This window comes from Campylobacter sp. 10_1_50, from assembly GCF_000238755.1.
Lineage (GTDB): Bacteria > Campylobacterota > Campylobacteria > Campylobacterales > Campylobacteraceae > Campylobacter_A > Campylobacter_A concisus_R.
In genome coordinates this window covers 294,525-316,681 of record NZ_JH414887.1, presented here as the reverse complement: position 1 = coordinate 316,681, position 22,157 = coordinate 294,525, and the positions used below count along the sequence as shown (strand labels likewise).

The following is a 22,157-nucleotide window of genomic DNA, read 5'->3' as shown; positions in this document are numbered from 1 at the left end:
CCAAAAGATTAAATTACAATAAACTTTTTTTGATTTTACCCTCAAATTTAAACCCTAGCATCAACCTTTTTGTAAAATTTATCTCTTTCATCTATCTTTTCTATATTTTTTAGATCGTTTTCAAGATAGCTGATATTATAAATTTCTCTTGCGGATATGCTTTTGCCGCTATTTAGGCTGATTAAAAATTTACTCTCAAATTTATTTGATAGGTTGATGATAGCGATCGCTCCAGCATCTTTTAGGCTTGTGATCTTGCCACTTTGCATGACGGCAATATCATTGAAATTTAGCCCATTTAGTTGCGCATTGTCCATCTTTTTTGCCTCTAAATTTACGCTAGTTTTTAGCTCGCTTGGCGTATTTAGTTTGCCAGTGTCATTGTAAAGCTCATTTACGTCTAGCTCTCTGCCGCTATCAAATTTTAGTCTTATCGTGCCATCTTGATTTAGCTTCATAGCTATGACGCTATCGCTATCTCGCAGTGCAGTGGCGGCTGTGGCTTCATTTGCACTAAAAGCTTTTTTTACCTTTTTTAGATTTGAGATGCTAAAATCAAGCCCAGTTGCTTGCTTAAATTCATTTTCCATTGCAATCATTTTGGCTGATTTTGTATCTTCAAGCTTTGATATGTAAGCGTCTGCATTTTCGTCAAATTTCTTTAAATTAGCGCTAAGATTTTCTATCGTCTTTTCATGCGCATCAAGCTCAGTGTTGTAGTCACTATAAAATTTCATAAAACTATCTTTTTGAAATTTTGTATATGAGAAATTTTCATCTTTTTTCTGCTCTTTGCTCGGCTCAATGATCGGATTAAACTCGCTTAGTCTTGCAGTGTCATCAAAGCCTATTTTTGTATAAGCGAAATTTTTAAAAGAGCTATCCTTGCCAAAGATATTATTGTGCCTTAGATCGACCCAGCCGTCATTTTGAGCATATTTTTTAAAGAAATTATTTATATCATTTTTGCCTATCTTTTCATATCTATTTTCTGCAGCAAACAAGGTATTTGGATCTGAGGCGTAGTAGGAGTGCCTGTGATCGATCTCTTTTGTATCTACGTAAAGATCGGGACTATTTGTGATTATTGCTTTATGGTTTAGCTCTTCTCTTGTTATTTGATTGTGATTTATGACATTTGTGCTGATAAACTGCCTAAGATCAACTCTAGTCGTGACGTCACTTAAATTTGCTATTTTTTCATTTCCGTCTTTGTCGTATCCTCTTACTTTTAGCTTGTCAAAGAGCATATCTTTTTGATCTAGCGTGCCGTCATTATTGCTATCAAAGCTAAAAAGTGCGCTGTTGTTTTCTAGCTTTCCAACGCCTAGCTCGTCGTTATCGCCATAAATGTCTAAAAAGACTTCCACTTCGCCATAATTTGTCTTTAGATTGTTTGAGTGGGCGTAGTCATTTAAATTTTTAAATTTTGTATTTTCTAAGTAACCACTTTTTAAGACAGGTAGCATGGTGGCATCATCTGTGGCATTTATATTTTTAAAGTAGGCGTTTTTGCTAAAGCCATTAGAAAGTTCGTCTGAGTAAATTTTATTGTTGCTGTTTATTAAATTTTGCGAGTAATCTTTTAAAATTTCTTTTGCTTTTTGTGTTGCTAGACGTTTGTTGTATTCTTTGATATCAGCCTCAGTTATGTAGATGGTATCTGTTTTATTTGCTTCATAAAGCTCGTTAAACTGCCTTAAATTTACTTTTGAGCTATTTTGATCGCCATGATTTGAAAATCTTTTAGAGAGATTTTGCAAATCATCTAAATTTATAAAATCATACTTTTGCGGTGCAACATTCATCTAAAATCCTTTTAAAGAAGTTGCACTCAATATCGGCTAAATTTATAAATTATTTAAATCAACTGATCTTACCTCTATAAAAGAGGCAAATTTATTTATAGATATAGCATCGTCCCAAGGCGGATCATGTTTGAGCCACATTTTATCGCCAGCTCGAAGTCGCTACTCATACCCATCGAGCAGATAGTTGCGCCTTTTGGCTTTAGGCTCTCGTAAATTTTATATGTTAGCTCGAAGCTCTTTTGCACCTCTTTTGGCTCATCCACATGCGCTCCGATGCTCATCACGCCTTTTAAATTTATATTTTTGCACTCGCTTTGGATGCGCTCATAAATTTCAGCCGCATTTGCGACGCTGACACCTTGCTTTGTATCTTCGTCGGCCGAGTTTATCTGAAGTAGGGTGTCTAGCTTGTAGCTAAGCCTTTTATCGACCTCTAGGGCTCTTTCGAAGCTATCGCAGCTTTGCCAAAGCACTGGTTTTAGGCTTATCATTTGATTGATTTTGTTATTTTGCAGGCGGCCTATCATATGCCATTTGATGTCAGTGAAATTTTGCAACTCTAGCTCTTTTTTGGCTAGCTCCTGGACTCTATTTTCGCCAAAATTTCTCTGCCCTTGTGCGTAAAGCTCCCTCACTTCAGTGCATGTCACATTTTTGCTAACGGCTATCAGCGTCACATCTTTGCTTAAATTTTCTATCTTTTCAAGTAGATCTTTTAAAACTATCATCATAAACCTCCGCTTAATCTCATAATGTCATTGAATGTCGCGAGCACCATGATGCCAAGCAGTAGCGCCCAGCCGCAGTAGGTAAGCGTAACAAGCACTCGCTCATTTATCTCGCGTCTGAAAATTAGTTCATAAATGTTAAATAAAATGTGCCCGCCATCAAGCGCTGGGATAGGAAAGAGGTTTAGCACGCCCAAATTTACAGAGATGAGCGCTACGATTGTTAAAAGCACACTAAGGCTGATCTTAGCGGCCTTTGATGTGACATCGGCGATCTGCACGATACCGCCAACCTCTTTTAGTGGCACAGCTCCAACGACTAGCTTTTCAAAGCTTTTAAAGATGAGCTTTGAAGCCTCAACTGTCTCACCAAAGGCAAATTTTAAGCTCTCTAAACCTGTGTGATAAATTTTCACCACTTCGCCATTAGGCTGGATGCCGATAAGTGGGCGCTGCATCTTTTCATTAAATAAATTTATCGTTTCACCTATCTTTGGTGTTAAATTTATAGTCATTTGCGAGCCGTTGCGATCTATCAAAATGGCGCTAGGTTCAAGCTTTACATTTTTGCTGATCTCGTCCCACTCGTTTATTTTTACGCCATTTATCTCTAAAATTTTATCGTTTATTGCTATGCCAGCGCTTGCAGCTGCCGAGCCTTCAGCTATGTGTCCGACACTTGGCGCAAGTCTTTCAACACCGATAAATCCAAGCAAAATGTATATGAAAAATGCCAAGATAAAGTTAAAAAATGGTCCTGCAAAGAGGATGTAGATGCGCTTTATGGGACTTAGTACGTTGTAGCTATCAGCGTCGTAGTTTTTGGCCTTTGGGTCGGTGTCGTCTTGCCCTTTTAGCTGCACGTATCCGCCAAGCGGGATAGCGCTTAGGCAGTAGTCGGTGCTGCCAACATTTTTGGTGTAAATTTTCTCGCCAAAGCCGATGCTAAAGGTATTTACTTTGACGCCGAGCATTCTTGCTGCTAAAAAGTGGCCAAGCTCATGGAAAAATATGAGAAAACTAATGGCTAAAACGGTCACTAAAAAATAAAACGAATACGCATAAAGCCCAAGGCAAAGCAGGGCTAGCGTGAAGAGAATGCCTTTCAAAACTTACCTTTTTTTGAAAAAATTGATGAGATTTTAGCCAAAGTTTATAAATTTACTCTCAAATTTGGCTTGCCATCTAGCTAGGCGAAAATTTCTCTTAGCCAAGAGAGTGTTTTGGCTCTATTTAGCCCTTTGCTGAGACTAAAATAAGTTTTATCTTTATCGTCTAGGTCAAATTTCACATTAAAACGTGACTTTGCTTGATCAACAAATGGCTTTAAATTTAAAATATCAGGGCAGGGCAAAATATCTTTTGGCAGCTCTTGTAAAAAGCTCATGCCATCATCGTTAAAATTTATTCTAGCCCTTGGCACAGCGTCGTTTCTAAGCTCTATCTCAAATGTGTGATCATACACAAATGGCGCAAAAAGGCGAATTTCTAAGTGAAATTTACCGGCTAGCTCATCATCGCTTAAGCCTTGATTACTAAACCAGTAGCCAAAATTTACAGCATTTAGCGAGATGTCAAAATCATAAGGATCAGCAGGGCTCACGCCTATACGGCGCAAAAGCTCATATATAGGCAGTTTTGCCTGCAAGTCACCATAATAGTCATAAAGCTTGGCAAGTAGCGGATGTGAACGGCCGGCTCTCTCTTGCAAGCGTAAAATTTCAAAGATATATCTGTGCGCAAACGAGCGGTGCGATACCGAGCGAGTGACCTGCGTGCTTAGATAGTCTAAAATTTCAGGGCTTTTTGAAAAGCTCATCGCGCTCCAAATGCCACGCAAAGTCTCTACGTCGTTATCAAACGTATCAAATTTATCTGCATGGGTTTTGTTGTATTCTAAAGCGCAGCTTAATAAAAATTCATTTAGCTCGGGACCGATCACACCGCCGATCTTTTCTAAATTTTTAGCATCGTGATAAAAATTTGTATTAATGATCTTTTGATTTAGTTTTTTCGCTTGTTTTTGCAGTGCCAGCTCTAAATTTGCAACGCGTTTTAGAATGATCTCTTTTAGTTCGTAGCTCAAATTTAACTCTTTTTCATCGCCTTTACATAGGCAAAGATGTATTCAAACCCAGAATAAAGAGTGAGCGCAACAGCGATCCATAGCAAAAGCTCGCCACCAGGCCAGCTCATCAGTAAAAATCCAACCGCAAACATCTGCGAAACGGTTTTGACCTTGCCAGCCATCGAAGCTGCGACTTCGACGCCGTCACTTGCCATCACGACACGAAAGCCAGTTATAAAAAACTCTCTTATCAAGATAAGATAAACAGCCCAAGCACTCGCTCTACCAAGCATCATAAGGCCTAAAAATGCAGCCAAAATCAGCATCTTATCGGCTAGTGGGTCAAGGATCGCGCCAAGTTTAGTCTTTTGATCCCAGCTTCTAGCGATGTAGCCGTCAAAAAAGTCAGTCACCGAGGCGATCACAAAGATGAGGGCTGCGAAGTAGTTTATCCAGCTTATATGAATTTGCGTAAAAATCCCTGGCGCATTTACGAGCATAAAAAACATAAGCGGAGCTAGCAATATCCTAAAAAATGCCAGTGAATTTGGTAAATTTAAGCTCACAAATATGCCTTTATGCTTAGAAATTTCACTCTCATTTAAAAGTCGTGCCACCATCTATTATAAATGTATGTCCAGTCACCCAGCTAGCCTTAGACGAGCATAAAAATAGACATGCTCCAGCTAGATCAGCAGGCTGTCCCATGCGGTTTAGCGGGCTAAGCTTTGCCGTCATATCGCGCACCTCTTCGTAGTTGGTAAAGGCTCTTAGCGCGTCTGTCTCGATAGGGCCGCCGCTTACGACATTTACGCGGATGTTTTTCTCACCAAGCTCGGTCGCAGCGTATCTTGCCATCGCTTCAACGGCTGCTTTTGCTGTGCCGTGGCCTGCGTAGTTTTCGATATAGACTAAATTTCCAGTTGAGCTTAGGCTAATGATACTGCCTCCACCCACTTTTTCCATGCGTTTTGCAGCCTCTTGCGCGCCCACGACAAAGGCATTTACGGTTGCTGTGAAGATATTATTTATACCTCTTGGTTTTAGCTTCATAAATTTAGTGTATCCACCAGCCACTGCGCGACCTGAGATAATAGCGTTTGAGATGAAAAAATCAACTCTGTCAAAGTCCTCATCTATCTTTAAAAATAGCTCCTTATAAGTCTCTGGCTCAAGGATATTTAGCGCGTAGGCTCTAGCTTTTATCTTGTAGGTAGTCTCAAGCTCTTTTGCCTGCTCTTTGGCAAGCTCCTCGTTTGAGTTGTAGGTAAATGCTATATTTACGCCAGCTTTTGCAAATTCTTCGACTATGGCTCTGCCGATGCCTCTAGTGCCGCCGCTGATGACTAGCGTTTTACCTTTAAATTCGTTTAGTGCGTCCTTCATTAAAATCCCTTTATTTCGTAATTTTTAATAACTTCTTCGATCTTTTTGAAATTTTCTTTGCTCGGTTTGCAAAGTGGCAAGCGGTACTCCAAAGTGTTGATCAGTCCTGCTAGATACATCGCCGCTTTGATCGGTATCGGGTTGCTTTCGCAAAAGAGCGTTTTGTTTATCGTATAGAGGTTGTCATTTATCAGTTTTGCTTTTTTGTACTCTTCATTCATCGCAAGGTGAGTAAGCTGTGAAATTTGATCTGGTAAGAGGTTTGCAGTGACCGAGATGACGCCCTTTCCGCCGTATGATAGGATAGGGTAGTTTATCGCATCTTCGCCGCTAATGACCACTAAATCAGGCTCGTGAGCTAGCAGATCGACGCATCTATCGATGCTGCCTGTTGCTTCTTTGATGCCAAAAATATTTTTACAATCTTTAAAAAGTCTAAAAACGGTTGCTGGCAAGATATCTACGCCAACTCTGCCTGGGACGTTGTAAAGAAGCACCGGAATTTCTATGCTGTTTGCGATAGCCTTGTAGTGCTCGTAAAGCCCTTCTTGCGTCGGTTTGTTATAGTAAGGAGCGACTGATAGGATGCCGTGAGCACCGTGAGCTTGAGCAAATTTAGCGATATCGATGGCCTCGTGAGTGGCGTTGCTGCCAGCACCAGCGAGCACCTTGACATTTGTGCCTTTACATGCATCTACTGCGATCTCGATGCAAATTCTATGCTCATCATGCGTTAGAGTTGCGCTCTCACCAGTTGTTCCCACTGGCACAACGACGTCTATGCCGTTTTTTATCTGTCTTTTTATCAGTTTTTCAAAACTGACTTCGTCTATTTTTTGGTTTTTAAATGGCGTAACTAGTGCTGTCATCGCACCTTGAAGCGAATTTTTCACGTCTATTCCTTTTTTAAGATTATTGTCGTGCTAGTTTTTTCGTTGAAATATCTATTTGCTATCTCTTTTAAAAGCTTGGCATCTATCTTATCTATATTTTTTTCAAGCTCGTAAAGTGGCTTTATATCGCCTCTAGCAAGGTATGAGCCGTATAAATTTGCCACCTTGCTCGCGCTCTCAAATGAGTAGATAAAATCAGTTTTTATCAAATTTTTAACTCTTAAAACGTCCTCTTTGTCGATCGGCTTTCTCTTTAGATCATCTATGATCTTTAAAATTTCAGTCTCAACCGCGCTAGCCTCGACGTCTGGGTTGCAAACTGCTAAAAATATAAATAAATTTTCATCAACGCAGCTCATATTGTAAGCGTAAATTTGATTTACAAGCATTAGCTCATCGACAAGGCGTTGCTGCAAGATAGAGCTTTTGCCAGTGGCTAGATATTCACTTATCGCATTTAGCCCCACTTGATCAGCATGCCTAAAGTCTGGGATCTTATAAGCGATTGCTAGCATTTGCGTTTGGCTATCTTTGTAGATGATAGCCCTTCTTGCACCGTCTTGCTCAGGCTCTTTGCAGTGTAGTTTTGGTATAGCTCTTTTATTTTTTATGCTGCTAAAGTTTTTCTTAGCTAGCTTAAATGCCTCGTCTTTGCTGATGTCGCCACTTACCATTAAAATGGCGTTTTTTGGCTGATAGTATGTAGCGTGAAATTCTTTTATATCAGCGATCTTCCAGTTTTCGATATCTTTTATAAAGCCTATTGGTGTCCAGTGGTATGGGTGGTAGATAAATGCGTGGTTGTAGAGCCTAAAGTAGAGGTATCCCATGGGGTTGTTGTCTGTTCGCCACCTGCGCTCTTCGTGCACCACCTCGCGCTCTGGCTGAAATTCTTTATCTTTTAGGCTTAAATTTTTCATAAGCTCGGCAAAAAGACCAAGCGTTTTGTCTAAATTTTCATTTGAGGCTTTTATAAAGTAGTGAGTGTAGTCAAAGCCCGTGCTTGCGTTATTTACGCCGCCAAAACCCTTTACGATCTCGTCAAACTCCCCAGCTCGTAAATTTTTGGTTGATTTGAAATTTAGATGCTCTAGCATGTGAGCGATGCCACTTTTGCCCATCACTTCGTTTCTGGAGCCAACTTTATAAAAGACATCAACGCTTATCACTTTTGAGCCAGGATTTACTGGCACGTGATAAATTTCAAGTCCATTTTCTAGTTTAAATTTATTAAATTTTATCAATCTCTTGCCCTCTATTTTTTAACATTTGCGCCGACTGCTTCGCTGATAGAGGCAAAGCCATCTCTTTTTAAAAGCTCTAAAATTTCTAAATTTATATCTCTTGCGATCATCGGCCCTTTAAAGATAAAGCTTGTAAAAATTTGGACTAAATTTGCTCCCATTTTTATGCGCTCATAGGCCTCTGCACCGCTATCTATGCCGCCACATGCGATAAGCGTCGTCTTGCCATAAAGCTCGTCTGCCACGGCTTTAAAGATATCTTTTGATTTTTTGGCGATCACCTTGCCGCTTAGTCCGCCAAAATCCTTTAAATTTGACGAGTGAGAGAGCGAATAATCAACGCTTGTATTTGAAACAAGCACGCCACTAGCGCCGTTTTCTACCGCGCAGCTACAAAGTTTGATCGCATCTTCGTGGCTCATGTCAGGAGCTATCTTAAAGATGATCGGCTTTTTGGTTAGTGGCAAAATGACGCTAAAAAGCTCTTTTATGAAGCTTTCATCTTGAAGAGCTCTTAAATTTGGCGTGTTTGGCGATGAGACATTTATGACAAATGTGTCGCAAATTTCACTAAATTCTCTTACTAAAATTTCATAGTCTTTTATCGCATCTTCATTTGGCGTAACCTTGTTTTTACCGATGTTTGCCCAGATCGGTATGGTAAAAGGATAGATCTTTTTTACTCTATTTTTGATAGCCTCACAGCCTTCGTTGTTAAAGCCCATCGCATTTTGGATGCTCTCTTCGTCTATGAGTCTAAAAAGCCTTGGTTTTGCGTTACCAGGCTGCGGTTTTGGCGTAAATGTGCCAAATTCTAAGTGTCCAAAACCAAGGGCAGTAAGCGCCTCAAACATCGTGGCGTTTTTATCAAAGCCGCCAGCTATGCCAACTGGGTTGTGGTAGGTGCTTGAGAATAAATTTTGTTTTAGCGCGTTGTCATCGACCACGCATTTGTGTGCCAAAAAGCTTAGCGAGCCAGGGAATATTTTATTTGCCCCAACCATCGCGACTTCAGCGATCTTATGGGCTGTTTCAGGATCAAATTTGAAAAATATAGATTTTAAAGTATTGTAGTTTAAGCTCATTTTAACCTCTTTAAAATGCCTAAAAATTTACGCAAATCTTAGCAAAAATCGCCTTAAACTAAGGCTTTGCCCTTAAGTTTTGCATAAATTTCATTTCTCTTGCTAAGCTCCTCGTCGCTTCCAGTATCAACTATCTTACCATCACTCAAAACCGCGATCTTATCGGCACTCTCGACCGTGCTAAGGCGGTGAGCGATGACGAAGATGATCTTTTTGCTTCTTAGATTATTTATCGCTTTTGTGATCTCTTTTTCGCTCTCGTTATCAAGCGCTGAAGTAGCCTCGTCAAAGATTAGGATTTGTGGGTTTTGATAAAGCGCTCTAGCTATGGCGATGCGCTGTCTTTGACCACCTGAGAGGTTGGTGCCAAATTCATTTAAGATAGTGTTTATGCCGTTATCAAGCTTGCTTACAAACTCGTAAGCATTTGCTAGTTTTAGTGCGTTTACAACGGCATCTTCATTAAATTCTCTGCCGTAAGCTACGTTTTTAGCAACTGTGTCGTTAAAGATATAGACGCGCTGGGTTACAAGCCCGATATTTTGGCGAAGTGAGTGAATTTTGATATCTTTTAAATTTATGCCATTTATCAAAATTTCTCCGCCATTTACGTCGTAAAATCTCATAAGCAAATTCATAAGCGAGCTTTTTCCGCCGCCACTTGAGCCAACAAGGGCTATAAATTCTGACTTATTTGCCTCTAAATTTATCCCTTTTAAGACCTCTTTGTCGCCGTAGCTTAGGCGGACATCGTTAAATTTGATCAAATTTATCTCTTCGTTTAGCTCTTTTTTGCCATCTTTTATCTGACTTACTTTATCCATTAAGAAAAACGTCCTCTCGCTTGCTGCGATGGCATCTTGCATCTTGTTGTAGATATTTACGATGCGTTTTAGCGGGGTGTAGAGCATGAAAAGCGCTGTTAAAAATGAAAAGAACGCGCCCATATTTATCTGTCCGTCGATGACGTCTTTACCGCCTATTATTATGACCGCTGCCACGCCTATCGAGCCTATGGTCTCCATTAGCGGGCTTACTAGCTGTTCGATCTTGACGCTTTTTAAATTTAGCCTAAAAAATTTATTGTTTTCATCAACAAAGCGTGAATGCTCGTATTCTTGTGCGTTATTTGCTTTGATTATCTCGATATTTGTAAAAATTTCACTAAGCGCAGATGTGATGTCTGATGTTTTTTCTTGCGACTGCTTTGAAATTTTCTTCATCCTTTTAGCAAGGCGCGAGATCGGATAGATCGCCACTGGCATGACGACAAGGGCGAAAAATGCCAGCTTTGGACTTTGATAGATGACGACGCAAAGAAGTCCGATGATAGTTATAAATTCCCTCGTAAGTTCAGGGATCATGCTTGATACTATCGATCTTATGCGATCGATGTCGTTTGTTGTTCTACTGATTAGCTCGCCAGTTCTAAATTCATTGAAAAAGTCCATATCTAAATTTAAAAGGTTTGCAACCATCTTTTCGCGAAATCTTCTAATCGTATCTTGCCCTATATATGCCGTAAAATAGGCCTGCATGAAGGTTCCGATGTTTTTTATCACGTAGATCGCGATGATGGCGCAAGGCAAGATGTAGAGCAACTTTTCGTTTTTCTCAACGAAAATTTTATTTAGCACAGGCTCTACGAGATAGGCACTTACCGCCGTTCCGCCACTGGCAAGCCCCATGCCGATGATGGCAAAAATAAAGTGTGGGATATAGTCTTTAAAATATGGACCAAAGCGCTTTAGCACATCTTTTAAGCCAAAATTATTCATTATTTTTCTCCCAAACTGCGCCATTTGGTGTATCCATGATAGAGATATTCATTTTTGCTAGCTCATCTCTTATCTCATCAGCCCTTGCAAAATTTCTCTCTTTTTTAGCTGCTGCGCGCTCATCAAGAAGCCTCTTTATCTGCTCTTTTTGTTCGTCACTTACGCCAAACTGAAAGTACTCCACATAGTTTGTGATAGCAATGCCTAAAATTTCGCCTATAAGACCCAAATTTGCCACCACTTCGGCCTTATATGCTTTATCTTTTGGATTATTATTAAGTCTTTCATTTGCCGTTTTTACAAACTCATCGACGCTTGCAAGCGCTTTTGAAGCGTTTAGATCGTCACTTAGTGCCTCAAGTAGCTCATTTTTAAAGCTCTCATTTGCCATGCCAGCTTGCACGCCATCAACTCTTTTTTTGAGGCGGTAAATTTTATCAAGTCTCTTTTTTGAAGCTACTAGATCTTCATCTGAATAGTTAAAATGCGCTCTGTAATGGCTCGTAAGCAAATAATATCTAAGCACTTCGCCATGAACGTTTTTTAGGGCATCCTTTACGAAAAAGCTGTTATTCAGGCTCTTGCTCATCTTTTCGTTATTTACCTTTATAAAGCCATTGTGCATCCAGTATTTGCTCAAATTTTTATGATAGGCGCATCTGCACTGGCTAGCCTCGTTTTCGTGGTGCGGAAAGAGTAGGTCGATGCCGCCAGCATGGATGTCGATCTCAAATTTATCATTTTCTTTGTCGCTTAAAAACTCCCTTATCATCGCTACGCACTCAGTATGCCAGCCAGGGCGACCCTTGCCAAATGGGCTCTCGTACCATTTTTCGTCAAATTTCCAAAGCACAAAGTCTTTTTCGTCTCTTTTCTCGCCAAAACTAGCCACACGCGCGATAAGATCAGTGTTATTGTCCTTGCCGCTAATGCTAAAATATCCACTATCCTTGCTCGTGTCAAAGTAAATTCCATCGCTGGTTTTATACGCCACACCTCTATCCATAAGCACCTTGATGTAGCTAATGATCGCCTCCAAGCACTGCGTAGCCTTTGGCTTAAAGTCTGGATCAAGCACGTTTAAAGCGCCCATGTCGCTCTCGTAGTGCGCTATATATTTGTTTGTGATCTCCTCTAGGCTTTGACCAGTTTGCGCCATTTTATTTAAAATTTTATCGTCGATGTCGGTGTAGTTTCTTGCAAATTTGACCTTGTAGCCAAGCGCTTTTAAGACCCTTCTTAAAAGATCAAAGCTAACGGCTGACTTTGCATGCCCCAAATGCGCGTCGTCATAGACCGTTGGACCACACAGATAGACGCTCACCTCGCCATCTTTAATAGGGCTAAACTCAACCTTTTCTCTTTTAGAAGTATCAAAAATTCGCATTAAATATATCCTTTAAAAATGTTAAACCAAAATAGAGCAAAACCGCCAAAATAGCGATGGCGGCTATAAATTTAGGCTCGATTATAGCTAAAAATCGCTTAGCTCCAAAGGCTCTTATATATAAAATAAGCTGCAAAAATCCCCCAAGCGAGCTTGCAAATGCAAGGCCAGCAGCTCCAAATTTCTGCATCAAAATGACCGCTAGGATCAAATTTATCACAAGGCAGATGATAGAAATTTTAGCTGCTTCTTTTTGCTTCATATTTGCATAAAGCCAAAGTGAGAAAATTTTAGCTAGACCAAATGGCGTAAGCCCCACTAAATAGGCACTTAGCACCTTGGCGCACTCGGTCGTGTTTGCCCTTGTGAAATTCCCTCTCTCAAACAAGAGCCAGATGATAAACTCACTTAGCACGACGCCTGTGATCGTGGCTGCTAGTAGGGCGCAAAGTAGCAGATAAAAGCTCTTTTTTGTCCAAACTAGGGCGTTTGCTTCGTCTTTTTGCTTTAAAAGCCTAGTGATCTTTGGAAAGAGTGCCTGAGAGAGCGCGATCGCAAAGATGGCAAGCGGGAGCTGGAAAATTCTATTTGCATAAAAAAGGTAGCTTATCGAGCCACTTACCAAAAAGCTAGCTAGCCAAGTGTCCATAAATGCGCTTATCTGCATCGCACTTGAGCCAAGTAAGCCGTGGTAGAAATTTATAAAAAAGCCTTTGCTTTGCGCTCTTTTGCCTTTAAAATATCCGCTTAGACCACCCCAAAAAATTTTATTTAAGGCGTTAAATTTCATAGCGATTAGATGCACCAAAACTTGCAAAAAGCCGCCTATAACGACGCCAAAGCTAAGATAAAGCGCAACCACACTCTCGCTCTTGCCACGAGCCAAAAGTAGCGAAGCGATCATGGCTAAATTTAGCAGCGCAGTAGAAAACGCAGTCGTTGCAAAGTGCCCTTTATACTGAAGCAGCGCACCCATGAAAGTGACGATATAAACAAGTGCTAGATAGTAGAAATTTATACGCACGAGTGGCACTGCGTCTGTGATATTTTGCTCGCTCAAGCCGCTTGCGATGATCTTTATAAAGTAGGGCGTAAATAAATTTACAAGAAGCGTCAAAATGCCTATAAAAAGTAGAAATTTGATGAAAATTTCAGCCTGAAAGATCGCTTTTTTCTTGCTATTTGCAAAATTTGGCAAAAATGCCTGTGTAAAGGCACCCTCACCAAAGATGCGGCGAAATAAATTTGGTATCTTAAATGCTATGAAAAAGAGGTCGCTAAATATGCCAGCACCAAGGATAGAGGCCGTCAAAAGATCTCTTATAAGCCCTAAAATCCTTGAAGTCATGATGCCAACTGAGTTTGAAAAAAAGCCTTTTATAAACATCGCCCACCTAGTAAATTTAAAAACGCAATAGTAACAAAAGATGCTTTAAAGCTTACATAACCCAAATTTAATAAAGTTTTAGAGATAATAAGAGCCAAAATTTTATGTGAAATGGATCAAATTTGAGCGAGAACGTGCAAGAAAACGAGAGATTTTTACCGCCAACGCAAATTCAAACTTCAACACCTTATCTATCGCTTAAAGAGCTAAGCAAACAATACAGCGTGCCGGTGGAATTTATAGATTACAAACTCTCAAATATCTTAACTTACTATAAAAATAAAGACAACGTCGAGCCAGTTTTTGTCCCTGAAGAAAATTTAAGCTTTTTTGATGACAACACATTTTATCTTGACGAGACGCTAGAGATCGAGCAGGTCTATGACGTGGAGTTTTTTGACGTTAGACTAAATGCCATGCCAAAGCTGCCAAAGATCGATATAGGCGTAAATTCAACCATCACAAAGGTCATCGCAAAGATTAGAGCGAGCAAAGAGTGCGAATATGAGCAGCACTACGAAGATAAGCTTTATGAATACATCGCAAAGCAGCTTATGAAGGCTCAAATTTTAATAGGCATAAGGATCGGCAAGCTAAAAGAGGAGCTAAAGCAAATCGCCTCGATAATCCACGTAAAAGGCGAGCTTGACAAGGACTACACGCTAAATTTAACCCAAGGCATCAACCCTAAAAAAGCGATTGACGCAAAGATCATCTACTACTACAAAGATAAGCTTGATGGGTTAAAAGACGAGGATAAGGTTGATTACGCTGATAGGGGCTTTGTCTTTGGCGTGGCAAAAGATGAAGTGATAATGGAGGAGAAAAAGTCTCACGAGGGCGCAAATGGACGCGATGTAAGAGGCAAGCTTATAGAGGTTGCAAAGCCAAAAGAAGAGAGCGAAAAAGAGATAAGCATAAGCGAAAATATCGAGCGCGTAGAAAATGATGAAAGTATAAAATATATCGCTAAAAAAGCAGGCTACGTGGTCGAGAAAAACGGCTCTTTTGACATAGAAGAGCGCATAGAGATAAATGAAGCAAATTTTAAAACAACTGGCTCTATCCAAGCAGGCACCGACACAAACGTCACTTTAGTAGTTCGTGAGACTGACACGATAAAAGACGCTATCGGCACTGGCATCATCGTGGAGGCTGATGAGATCGAGGTAAAGGGAAACGTCGGTGCAAACGCGATGGTCAAGGCAAATGATGTAAATATCGGCGGTCAAACTCACCAAAAGGCTAAAATTTATGCCAAACACGCCAAAATTTCTATCCACATCGGCAAGGTAGAGGCTGAAAGCGTCGAGATAGATAGGCTTGAAGGTGGCACTGTCATAGCAAAAAGAGTGAAGATAAATAGCGTAGTTGGTGGCTCTATAACAGCTCAAAATATCCAGATAGACACGCTTGGCTCAAACTGCACCATCACAGCCTCGCACCTAATCGACGTTAGATATCTAAGAGGCACTGATAATAAATTTATCATTGACGCCAGCAAGATGCCTGAGAGTGCGGAGGCTACGCAAGATCAGCTAAGCAAGATCGAAAGCACCAAGTCTGAGCTAGCTACGCTTCTAAAAAACATAGAGAGCAAGAAAAATGTCATCAACGAGAACAAAGACTCGATCTATACGATAAAAGCTAAGATCGAGGAGCTATCAAAAGCCAAGGTAATACCGCCAGTTACGTTTATGAAAAAGCTAAAAGAGTATCAAGGGCTCGTTAATGAGTACAACACCTTGCTTAGGATATTTAAAGAGAAAAAAGAGCTTTTGGCTGATCTAAAAGATGAGCTTGAGATCATGCAAAATGGCATATTCTCAGCCAAAGTGATAAACAGAGGCAACTGGATCGAGCTAAATGAGATAAGATTTGTCATAGTCGATCCTCCGCAAAACGTCACCTACATCTCAAAACAAAACGAGACCGCTCACGTCATCACGCTAGATAAATTTGATAACGGCGGCGAGGTCGAATACAAGATAAAAAAGTCAAACAAACTCGAAGACTACGCGGATATAAATTTCATGGAACAAAAGGTTAAATGATGATAAAAGCAATCGAAGGCGTCGTTACAAAAAAAGAGCCCGCATTTGCCATACTTAAGACAAATAGCGGCGTAAGTTATGGGATTTTCATCTCGCTTTTTTGCTCAGCAAAACTCAGTAAAGGCGAAAAAGTCGAGCTCGCCATAACGCAGATCATAAGAGAGGACGCAAATTTACTCTACGGCTTTTTAGACGCAAATGAGCAAAAGATGTTTGAGATGCTTATAAAGCTAAATGGCATAGGGGCAAGTACAGCAATGGCGGTTTGCTCAAGCCTTAGCTCGCAGGCATTTACAAACGCCATAATAAGCGGCGACGCCGACACCTTTAAAAGCGTGCCAGGCATCGGACCAAAGACAGCTAGGCGCATAATAGCCGAGCTAAGCGATGCTAAACTTATAAGCGACGATAGCGTGCCAAGCTACCAAAATGAGGCGCTTTTGGCACTTGAGGCACTTGGCTTTAAGCGTGAGAAGATAGTGAAAATTTTGCCTGATTGTAAGAGTGAAAACACGAGCGATCTTATAAAAGAGGCACTTAAAAAACTAGGATAAGGATAAAAAAGATGAATTTAGGCGTGATATTTGGGGCAAAGAGTTTTGAGCATGAGATAAGCATAGTAAGCGCGATAGTTTTAAAAAACGTCCTAAAACAGGAGCTAAAATTTATATTTTGTGATGCAAATAGGGACTTTTACCTGATCGAGCAAAAAGATATGAGGGCAAATTTTTTTAGCTCTGGCAAATACAAAAACTCAAAGAAGCTATCTTTAGCAAAGGGCGGCTTTTACGCGCACTCGCTTTTTGGCGCAAACAAAGTTGAATGCGACGTCATTATAAATTTGATCCACGGTATGGACGGCGAAGATGGCAAGATAGCGGCACTTTTTGACTTTTACGGGGTCAAATACATAGGTCCAAGGCTTGAAGCAAGCGCGCTTAGCTACAACAAAGAGCTTACTAAATTTCTAGCGCAAAAGGCTGGTGTAAAGGCGCTTGACTATGAGATGCTAACTCGTCAAAGTGAGCCAAAATTTCACTATCCTATTATATTAAAGCCAGCAAGGCTAGGCAGCAGTATCGGCGTGAGCGTCGTGCATGATGATAGCGAGCTTGCCTACGCAAAAGACGTGGCGTTTGAATTTGACAAAGATGTTTTGGTAGAGCCCTTTATAAAAGGCGTCAAAGAGTACAACCTTGCAGGTTGCAAGATCGATGGAAAGATCAAATTTTCTATCGTCGAAGAGCCAAAAAAGAAAGAATTTCTTGACTACGAGCAAAAATATCTAAGTTTTTCAAATGAAAACAAGGTAAAAGAGGCGGAAATTTCTGAAGAGCTAAAGCAAAAGCTTAAATTTAACTTTTCTAAAATTTATGATTGTGGATTTGACGGAGCGATCATTAGATGCGACTTTTTTGTGATAGATGACGAGGTCTATCTAAACGAGATCAACCCAAACCCAGGCAGCCTTGCGAACTATCTATTTGAGGACTTTGAGAGCACACTAAATGCCCTTGCAAACTCACTTCCAAAAGAGCGTGAGATAAAGATTGATTATAAATTTATAAACTCGATCACTTCGGTAAAAGGTAGCGGTAAGCTCTAGTTTATTTAGCGATATATAAAGTAGTTTGTGATATTTTACGTAAAATTTTACATAAAGAGCGACAATGGTAACTTTTACAAAAGATGAAATTTATACAGCAACCGAGGTGGTTAGAAATTTTAGCTCAGTGCTTTCACGTGTGGGAGCTAGCGAGTTAAAGCGCGCTGTCATCGTTAAAAACAATAAATTTGAAGCAGTCCTTTTAAATATGGAGGAGTACGAGCGCCTTTGCGAGGCAGTAAGCGTGCTTGAGAGCATTTACGCTGCTAAAAAGAGAGAAAACGATGGCGAGTAGGGCGGTAAAATACGGCTCAGACGAGTACGATATCAGCTACGAAGTAGTAAATCCAAAATGCAAAAAAGTAGTGCTTTTCTTGCACGGCTGGGGCGCAAACAAAGAGATAATGAAAAAGGCTTTTGGGCACTATCTAAATGACTTTTGCCACGTATATATCGACATGCCAGGCTTTGGTAAAAGCTCCATTTTTAAGCCTTTAAAAACAAGTGACTACGCAAAAATCGTTGCAAATTTCTGTGACGAGCTACAAATAAAACCAGACATCATCGCAGGACATAGCTTTGGCGGCAAGGTTGCAACACTTCTAAAACCGCCATATCTAGTGCTTTTAAGCTCTGCTGGCATAGTCGTCAAAAAGCCATTTATCGTGCGAGCAAAGATAGCGATATTTAAAATTTTAAAGATATTTGGCTTTGGTAAATTTTATAAACTCTTTGCCACAAAAGATGTGAGCGGCATGAGCAGAGTGATGTATGAAACCCTAAAAAACGTCGTTGATGAGGATTTTGCAAAGCATTTTGCTGACTTTGGTGGCAGAGCTTTTATATTTTGGGGAGAAAATGACAAGGCAACGCCTGTAACAAGCGGCGAGAGCATAGATAGACTTATCAAAAATAGCTCATTTTTCCCGCTTAGTGGCGATCACTTTTTCTTTTTGCTTCACGCTAAATTTATAAGCGACGAGATAGAAAAAGGGATAAATTTTGAGCCAAATGAGGCAAAAAATGTCGTGCTAGATGACGATGAGAGCGGGATCGAGGAGATAAGATGAGTATATTTTTAAGCATAAGCACAGTTTTATTTATCTTTGCGCTTGCTTTTTATGTGATCACTTGCTTTCAGTGGTTTTCATATAGGCCTGAGCGCGTGCTCTTTCACTTCACAAAGCCCGCTTGGCACGTTTTTTTCTTCATCGTGCCTTTGGTGCTATTTTACACGACTGGCAAGTGGTTTTTTATCTATTTTTACTTTGCGCTTTTGCCAGCTCTTTATCTTTGGCATAAAAAACTTGATAAAAAGCTAGTCTTTACAGGTAGGATCAAGCACTTTTTTGCCATCCTTGCTTGCGCTATCATCTTAAACTACGCTTTAAATTTCATCATCCACAAGGCGTTTTTGGCTCCTATGCCACTTTTTGTCTTGGTCGTGAGCCTATTTTTTAGTGAAATTTTAGAAAAGATCAAATTTCAAGGCTTTAAAAACAAGGCGCTTAAAAAACTGGGCGCAAACAAAGAGCTAAAGATCATCCTAATCACCGCAAGCTACGGCAAAACGAGCATTAAAAATTTCCTATTTGAAATTTTAAAAGATAGCTTTGTCTGCTACAAAACGCCTCGTAGCGTAAATACAATGGCTGGCATCATCAAAGATATCAACGAAAATTTAAGCGAGCAAACGCAAATTTACATCGCTGAAGCAGGCGCTAGGCTAAAGGGCGACATCCTAGAGATCACTAAATTTCTAAATCCACAAATCGTCATCGTTGGCGAGATCGGCGCGCAACACATTGAGTACTTTAAAACGCTTGATAACATCCGCGCGACAAAGCTTGAAGCACTTCAAAGCGCTCGCTTGCAAAGGGCATTTTTGCATAGCTCGACAAAAAAAGAGCCAAGCCAAAATTTAGAAATTTATGATGAGAACCTAAAAGATATAAACGCAAATTTAGATGGAATTTCATTTACGCTTGATGGCAAAAACTACGCTTCGCCGCTACTTGGCAAATTTAACGCTACAAATTTGGCCGTCTGCGTCAAGGTGGCAAGATACCTAAAAATGAGCTATGAAGCGATAAATGGTGCGCTATCTAAGATGAAAAACGTCGAGCACCGTCTAAGCAAGATCGAGGCTGGCGGCAAGCTGATAATCGATGATAGCTTCAATGGAAATTTCTCAGGCATGAGCGCAAGCTACGAGCTTGTAAGCACCTACGCTGGCAGAAAAGTACTGCTAACGCCTGGTATCGTTGAGAGCGATGCGGAGCAAAATGCTAATTTAGCCAAGGTGATAAATGAAATTTTTGACCTCGTCATCATAACAAGCTCGCTAAATGCCGAAGTCTTGCTAAAACACATCGTTAAGCCAAAGATCATCATCCTAAAGGACAAGAATAAAATGCAAGAAATTTTAGCCCAAAACACGCATGCTGGCGATCTTATACTATTTTCAAACGACGCACCGAGTTTTATATGAAAAAGATAGTTTTTTTAGCTCTAATCTTAAGCTTAGCCTCAGGCTTTGACATCGATGACTACGATAGGGGCAATGAGGCTAGAAGCGCCGGAGACTACGCAACTGCGTATGAAATTTTTTACGATGGTTGCGAGCAAAAAGATGTGCTTTCTTGCGAGGCTTTGGGCGATATGTTTGTAAATGAAGAGATAAACGAGCAGATGGATAGTGATCTAAAAAAGCACTCAAATATCGAGCTTGGAGTGAGTTATTTTATGAAAAGCTGCGACCTTGGCTATCAAAACGCCTGCGATGATGTGATGAGCCTAAAAGATGATCTAAACATCACCTTGCCATCTGGCGTATACGAAAACGCTAAGGCTAGGTATGACGAGCTTTTTGAAGAGTTTAAAGAGCAAGAGGCAAATAAGACGGTAGAAGAAGAGGAACCAAAGGCTAAAAAATAGTCAAATTTGACTTTGCAAGCAAGCTAAATTCCTCATCAAATTTTAAATTTAAAACTTTAGTATTTTGCTGTCTTTATGAAGGTGGCTCATTTAAAAGAGTTGTAAAAACAAGCCACATCTTGCGTTAAAACTACACACTTTTTATATAAGCAGGGTTAAATTTATACCGCGAGGTTTTTGGCTTGCTCATCTGCAATTTTTATGTTTTCTCTAAATTTTGCTTTCTGGTGGCATTACAAGCTCTGAAAAGAAAATAGTTATGATAAAGCCTAAGGTGCCAACTATAAAATTTGCTCGGATTAGTCTAATGGCATTTTGCAGATATTCGTTTATAATGTTTGTAACTGCGTCAAGTGTCGCACCGGTTATGACTATAAAAAGGACGGCGTGAGCTAGAAAAATGGCTAGTTTTAGCGCTCCAAGCCAAATTTGCCTTGTTATAAAGTTGAGAGTGTATAGGCGGTTGCCTTTGGATTGCTTGGGCTTTAAGCTAAATTTGTCCCGTCATAAAGCGGTTTATGTCAAGCGCACCAAAGATGAAGCTCCCCACTCAAAAGACAAAGTAAATTTAAGATCGCTATCTTTTTTAAGCTAGCTCATCAAGTCTTTTATCTTCAAATTTCTAGCATTTTTGAGAGAAGCAAAGTCCTTTGACAGCTTGCCTTGCAATAACAAAATGATAAATTTGAGTTTTTTAGCTATTAATGAGTAAATTTTGATTTAAATTTACTCATTCGCCAAGTCCTCAGCCACTTTGGCAGCGAGCTTTAGCTTGTCGCTATCAAAGTGCGTGTAAATTCGTGAGGTATTTAGGCTCGCATGTCCAAGGGCTTCTTGCACTAACACAAGGTCTTTTTGCTTTTTATAAAGCATCGTCGCAAAGGTGTGGCGCAGCATGTGAGCGCCGTTTTTCTCTTTTCTGATGCCTGCTTTAAATAAAATTTGCTCCACGATACGGCTAACATAAGCTTGCGTGAGCCTTGTGCCTTTTTTATTTATAAAAAGATAGCCCTCTTTGTTGATGTAGTTTATGGCGATTGCGTTTAGATGATCTTCTATTAGGTGGCGCTTTATCATTACTATGCGGTATTTGTTGCCTTTACCACGGATTCTAATGATAAAAAGATCGCCATCTTCGGTGATATCTTTTCTCTTTAAATTTAGCGCCTCGCTCACGCGGATGCCAGTAAAGATAATGACCTTGATGATGAGCTTGTTGCGGTTTGAGTTTTGCTTAAAGTCGCTCTCCTCGATCGCTTCAAGAAATTTCTTGACCTCCTCTTCGCCCATAAACTCAGGCAGCTTTTGGCCTTTGTTGCCACTAACTCCGCCCCAGTTTTTTAAATTTATATCAAAAACATGAGCCTTGCCGTCCTCTTCGTTTTGTTTGTCTAAAAAGGCAAAGAAATTTATCACTGAAATTCTGTAGTTTTTCTTGCTTGCATCGCTTAGCCCGCCAGTAGTACTTGCTAGAATTTCACTTAGCAGCTCTTCATCGATCTGCTTTAGGCTGCTAAGCTCATAAAATTTCATCGTCTCATATATCTTTTTAAGTGGGTTAAAGTAGGTATTTATACCAGTTAGACCTGCATTTCTAGCGCTTTTTACCAGCCCATCAAGCTGCTCTATATTTTTTATCTCACGGCTTAGGGCGAAATTTACACTTGCAAGCGCCTTTGGGTCTCTTAGCTCCTTGTTTGAAAGCGAGCTAAGTTTAAATTTGACATAACGAGTTAGCCAAAAGATAAATGAGCTCTCAAAACTATCTTTGCAGTCAAGTGGAAATTTCATGC

At 40.2% G+C, this 22,157-nt stretch carries 20 protein-coding genes; 7 read left to right on the top strand and 13 right to left on the bottom strand.

The window, feature by feature from the left end; genetic code table 11:
* Window positions 1-47: 47 nt before the first annotated feature.
* The 12 genes from HMPREF1019_RS01500 to murJ form a co-directional block, all read right to left on the bottom strand.
* Window positions 48-1,808 carry a hypothetical protein gene (locus HMPREF1019_RS01500; RefSeq protein ID WP_009293908.1) on the bottom strand — a complete coding sequence of 587 codons (1,761 nt, stop codon included), beginning with the start codon at window positions 1,806-1,808 and terminating at the stop codon, window positions 48-50.
* Between the two features lie 95 nt (window positions 1,809-1,903).
* Window positions 1,904-2,542 (bottom strand): YggS family pyridoxal phosphate-dependent enzyme, encoded by a 639-nt coding sequence (locus tag HMPREF1019_RS01495; RefSeq protein WP_181000210.1) that lies wholly within the window; start codon window positions 2,540-2,542, stop codon window positions 1,904-1,906.
* On the bottom strand, window positions 2,539-3,648 hold the full coding sequence (gene rseP, locus HMPREF1019_RS01490) for an RIP metalloprotease RseP (protein WP_009293906.1): 1,110 nt from the start codon (window positions 3,646-3,648) through the stop codon (window positions 2,539-2,541). The genes HMPREF1019_RS01495 and rseP overlap by 4 nt, the downstream gene beginning before the upstream one ends.
* An 80-nt stretch (window positions 3,649-3,728) precedes the next feature.
* Window positions 3,729-4,625 carry a hypothetical protein gene (locus HMPREF1019_RS01485; RefSeq protein WP_009293905.1) on the bottom strand — a complete coding sequence of 299 codons (897 nt, stop codon included), beginning with the start codon at window positions 4,623-4,625 and terminating at the stop codon, window positions 3,729-3,731.
* A gap of 2 nt (window positions 4,626-4,627) precedes the next feature.
* A complete protein-coding gene (gene pgsA / locus HMPREF1019_RS01480) occupies window positions 4,628-5,173 on the bottom strand; it encodes a CDP-diacylglycerol--glycerol-3-phosphate 3-phosphatidyltransferase (protein WP_009293904.1) in 546 nt (181 codons plus the stop codon).
* A gap of 31 nt (window positions 5,174-5,204) precedes the next feature.
* Window positions 5,205-5,993 carry an enoyl-ACP reductase gene (locus HMPREF1019_RS01475; RefSeq protein WP_009293903.1) on the bottom strand — a complete coding sequence of 263 codons (789 nt, stop codon included), beginning with the start codon at window positions 5,991-5,993 and terminating at the stop codon, window positions 5,205-5,207.
* Window positions 5,993-6,862 carry a 4-hydroxy-tetrahydrodipicolinate synthase gene (dapA, locus tag HMPREF1019_RS01470; RefSeq protein ID WP_050805229.1) on the bottom strand — a complete coding sequence of 290 codons (870 nt, stop codon included), beginning with the start codon at window positions 6,860-6,862 and terminating at the stop codon, window positions 5,993-5,995. Before dapA ends, HMPREF1019_RS01475 begins: the two co-directional genes overlap by 1 nt.
* Window positions 6,863-6,888: 26 nt before the next feature.
* The gene (locus tag HMPREF1019_RS01465; protein ID WP_009293901.1) at window positions 6,889-8,130 is read right to left on the bottom strand and encodes a M16 family metallopeptidase; all 1,242 of its coding nucleotides are present in this window, start codon (window positions 8,128-8,130) and stop codon (window positions 6,889-6,891) included.
* Between the two features lie 11 nt (window positions 8,131-8,141).
* Window positions 8,142-9,215: a quinone-dependent dihydroorotate dehydrogenase gene (locus tag HMPREF1019_RS01460; protein WP_002942182.1), complete on the bottom strand. Its 1,074-nt coding sequence runs from the start codon at window positions 9,213-9,215 to the stop codon at window positions 8,142-8,144.
* 53 nt (window positions 9,216-9,268) lie between these two features.
* Window positions 9,269-10,993, bottom strand: a complete 1,725-nt coding sequence (locus HMPREF1019_RS01455) for an ABC transporter ATP-binding protein (RefSeq protein ID WP_034900974.1) — start codon at window positions 10,991-10,993, stop codon at window positions 9,269-9,271.
* Window positions 10,986-12,380 carry a cysteine--tRNA ligase gene (cysS, locus tag HMPREF1019_RS01450; RefSeq protein ID WP_009293899.1) on the bottom strand — a complete coding sequence of 465 codons (1,395 nt, stop codon included), beginning with the start codon at window positions 12,378-12,380 and terminating at the stop codon, window positions 10,986-10,988. Before cysS ends, HMPREF1019_RS01455 begins: the two co-directional genes overlap by 8 nt.
* On the bottom strand, window positions 12,367-13,767 hold the full coding sequence (gene murJ, locus HMPREF1019_RS01445; protein WP_009293898.1) for a murein biosynthesis integral membrane protein MurJ: 1,401 nt from the start codon (window positions 13,765-13,767) through the stop codon (window positions 12,367-12,369). The genes cysS and murJ overlap by 14 nt, the downstream gene beginning before the upstream one ends.
* A 122-nt stretch (window positions 13,768-13,889) precedes the next feature.
* Here murJ and HMPREF1019_RS01440 point away from each other — a divergent pair, with 122 nt between their 5' ends.
* The 7 genes from HMPREF1019_RS01440 (at window position 13,890) to HMPREF1019_RS01410 (ending at window position 20,364) form a co-directional block, all read left to right on the top strand.
* On the top strand, window positions 13,890-15,821 hold the full coding sequence (locus HMPREF1019_RS01440) for a flagellar assembly protein A (RefSeq protein WP_009293897.1): 1,932 nt from the start codon (window positions 13,890-13,892) through the stop codon (window positions 15,819-15,821).
* Entirely contained in the window at window positions 15,821-16,375 is a 555-nt protein-coding gene (ruvA, locus tag HMPREF1019_RS01435; protein WP_009293896.1) for a Holliday junction branch migration protein RuvA, read from the top strand. Before HMPREF1019_RS01440 ends, ruvA begins: the two co-directional genes overlap by 1 nt.
* Before the next feature lie 11 nt (window positions 16,376-16,386).
* On the top strand, window positions 16,387-17,427 hold the full coding sequence (locus tag HMPREF1019_RS01430) for a D-alanine--D-alanine ligase (protein WP_002942187.1): 1,041 nt from the start codon (window positions 16,387-16,389) through the stop codon (window positions 17,425-17,427).
* 64 nt (window positions 17,428-17,491) lie between these two features.
* Window positions 17,492-17,722 carry a type II toxin-antitoxin system Phd/YefM family antitoxin gene (locus HMPREF1019_RS01425; RefSeq protein ID WP_002942153.1) on the top strand — a complete coding sequence of 77 codons (231 nt, stop codon included), beginning with the start codon at window positions 17,492-17,494 and terminating at the stop codon, window positions 17,720-17,722.
* Window positions 17,712-18,497, top strand: a complete 786-nt coding sequence (locus tag HMPREF1019_RS01420) for an alpha/beta fold hydrolase (RefSeq protein ID WP_009293895.1) — start codon at window positions 17,712-17,714, stop codon at window positions 18,495-18,497. Before HMPREF1019_RS01425 ends, HMPREF1019_RS01420 begins: the two co-directional genes overlap by 11 nt.
* Window positions 18,494-19,918, top strand: a complete 1,425-nt coding sequence (locus tag HMPREF1019_RS01415) for a UDP-N-acetylmuramoyl-tripeptide--D-alanyl-D-alanine ligase (RefSeq protein ID WP_009293894.1) — start codon at window positions 18,494-18,496, stop codon at window positions 19,916-19,918. The genes HMPREF1019_RS01420 and HMPREF1019_RS01415 overlap by 4 nt, the downstream gene beginning before the upstream one ends.
* A complete protein-coding gene (locus HMPREF1019_RS01410) occupies window positions 19,915-20,364 on the top strand; it encodes a hypothetical protein (RefSeq protein WP_009293893.1) in 450 nt (149 codons plus the stop codon). The genes HMPREF1019_RS01415 and HMPREF1019_RS01410 overlap by 4 nt, the downstream gene beginning before the upstream one ends.
* 726 nt (window positions 20,365-21,090) lie before the next feature.
* On the opposite strand, the gene HMPREF1019_RS01405 is transcribed toward HMPREF1019_RS01410, so the two are convergent.
* Complete coding sequence (locus HMPREF1019_RS01405) at window positions 21,091-22,155, bottom strand: tyrosine-type recombinase/integrase (protein WP_009293892.1); 1,065 nt, start codon at window positions 22,153-22,155, stop codon at window positions 21,091-21,093.
* Window positions 22,156-22,157: the final 2 nt, after the last annotated feature.

Bases quoted from the DNA above. Each gene is read 5' to 3' on its own strand.
- HMPREF1019_RS01500 (WP_009293908.1), bottom strand. From the start codon at position 1,808: ATGAATGTTGCACCGCAAAAGTATGATTTTATAAATTTAGATGATTTG.
- HMPREF1019_RS01495 (WP_181000210.1), bottom strand. From the start codon at position 2,542: ATGATGATAGTTTTAAAAGATCTACTTGAAAAGATAGAAAATTTAAGC.
- HMPREF1019_RS01475 (WP_009293903.1), bottom strand. From the start codon at position 5,993: ATGAAGGACGCACTAAACGAATTTAAAGGTAAAACGCTAGTCATCAGC.
- dapA (WP_050805229.1), bottom strand. From the start codon at position 6,862: ATGACAGCACTAGTTACGCCATTTAAAAACCAAAAAATAGACGAAGTC.
- HMPREF1019_RS01460 (WP_002942182.1), bottom strand. From the start codon at position 9,215: ATGAGCTTAAACTACAATACTTTAAAATCTATATTTTTCAAATTTGAT.
- HMPREF1019_RS01455 (WP_034900974.1), bottom strand. From the start codon at position 10,993: ATGAATAATTTTGGCTTAAAAGATGTGCTAAAGCGCTTTGGTCCATAT.
- cysS (WP_009293899.1), bottom strand. From the start codon at position 12,380: ATGCGAATTTTTGATACTTCTAAAAGAGAAAAGGTTGAGTTTAGCCCT.
- murJ (WP_009293898.1), bottom strand. From the start codon at position 13,767: ATGTTTATAAAAGGCTTTTTTTCAAACTCAGTTGGCATCATGACTTCA.
- ruvA (WP_009293896.1), top strand. From the start codon at position 15,821: ATGATAAAAGCAATCGAAGGCGTCGTTACAAAAAAAGAGCCCGCATTT.
- HMPREF1019_RS01430 (WP_002942187.1), top strand. From the start codon at position 16,387: ATGAATTTAGGCGTGATATTTGGGGCAAAGAGTTTTGAGCATGAGATA.
- HMPREF1019_RS01425 (WP_002942153.1), top strand. From the start codon at position 17,492: ATGGTAACTTTTACAAAAGATGAAATTTATACAGCAACCGAGGTGGTT.
- HMPREF1019_RS01420 (WP_009293895.1), top strand. From the start codon at position 17,712: ATGGCGAGTAGGGCGGTAAAATACGGCTCAGACGAGTACGATATCAGC.
- HMPREF1019_RS01415 (WP_009293894.1), top strand. From the start codon at position 18,494: ATGAGTATATTTTTAAGCATAAGCACAGTTTTATTTATCTTTGCGCTT.
- HMPREF1019_RS01410 (WP_009293893.1), top strand. From the start codon at position 19,915: ATGAAAAAGATAGTTTTTTTAGCTCTAATCTTAAGCTTAGCCTCAGGC.
- HMPREF1019_RS01405 (WP_009293892.1), bottom strand. From the start codon at position 22,155: ATGAAATTTCCACTTGACTGCAAAGATAGTTTTGAGAGCTCATTTATC.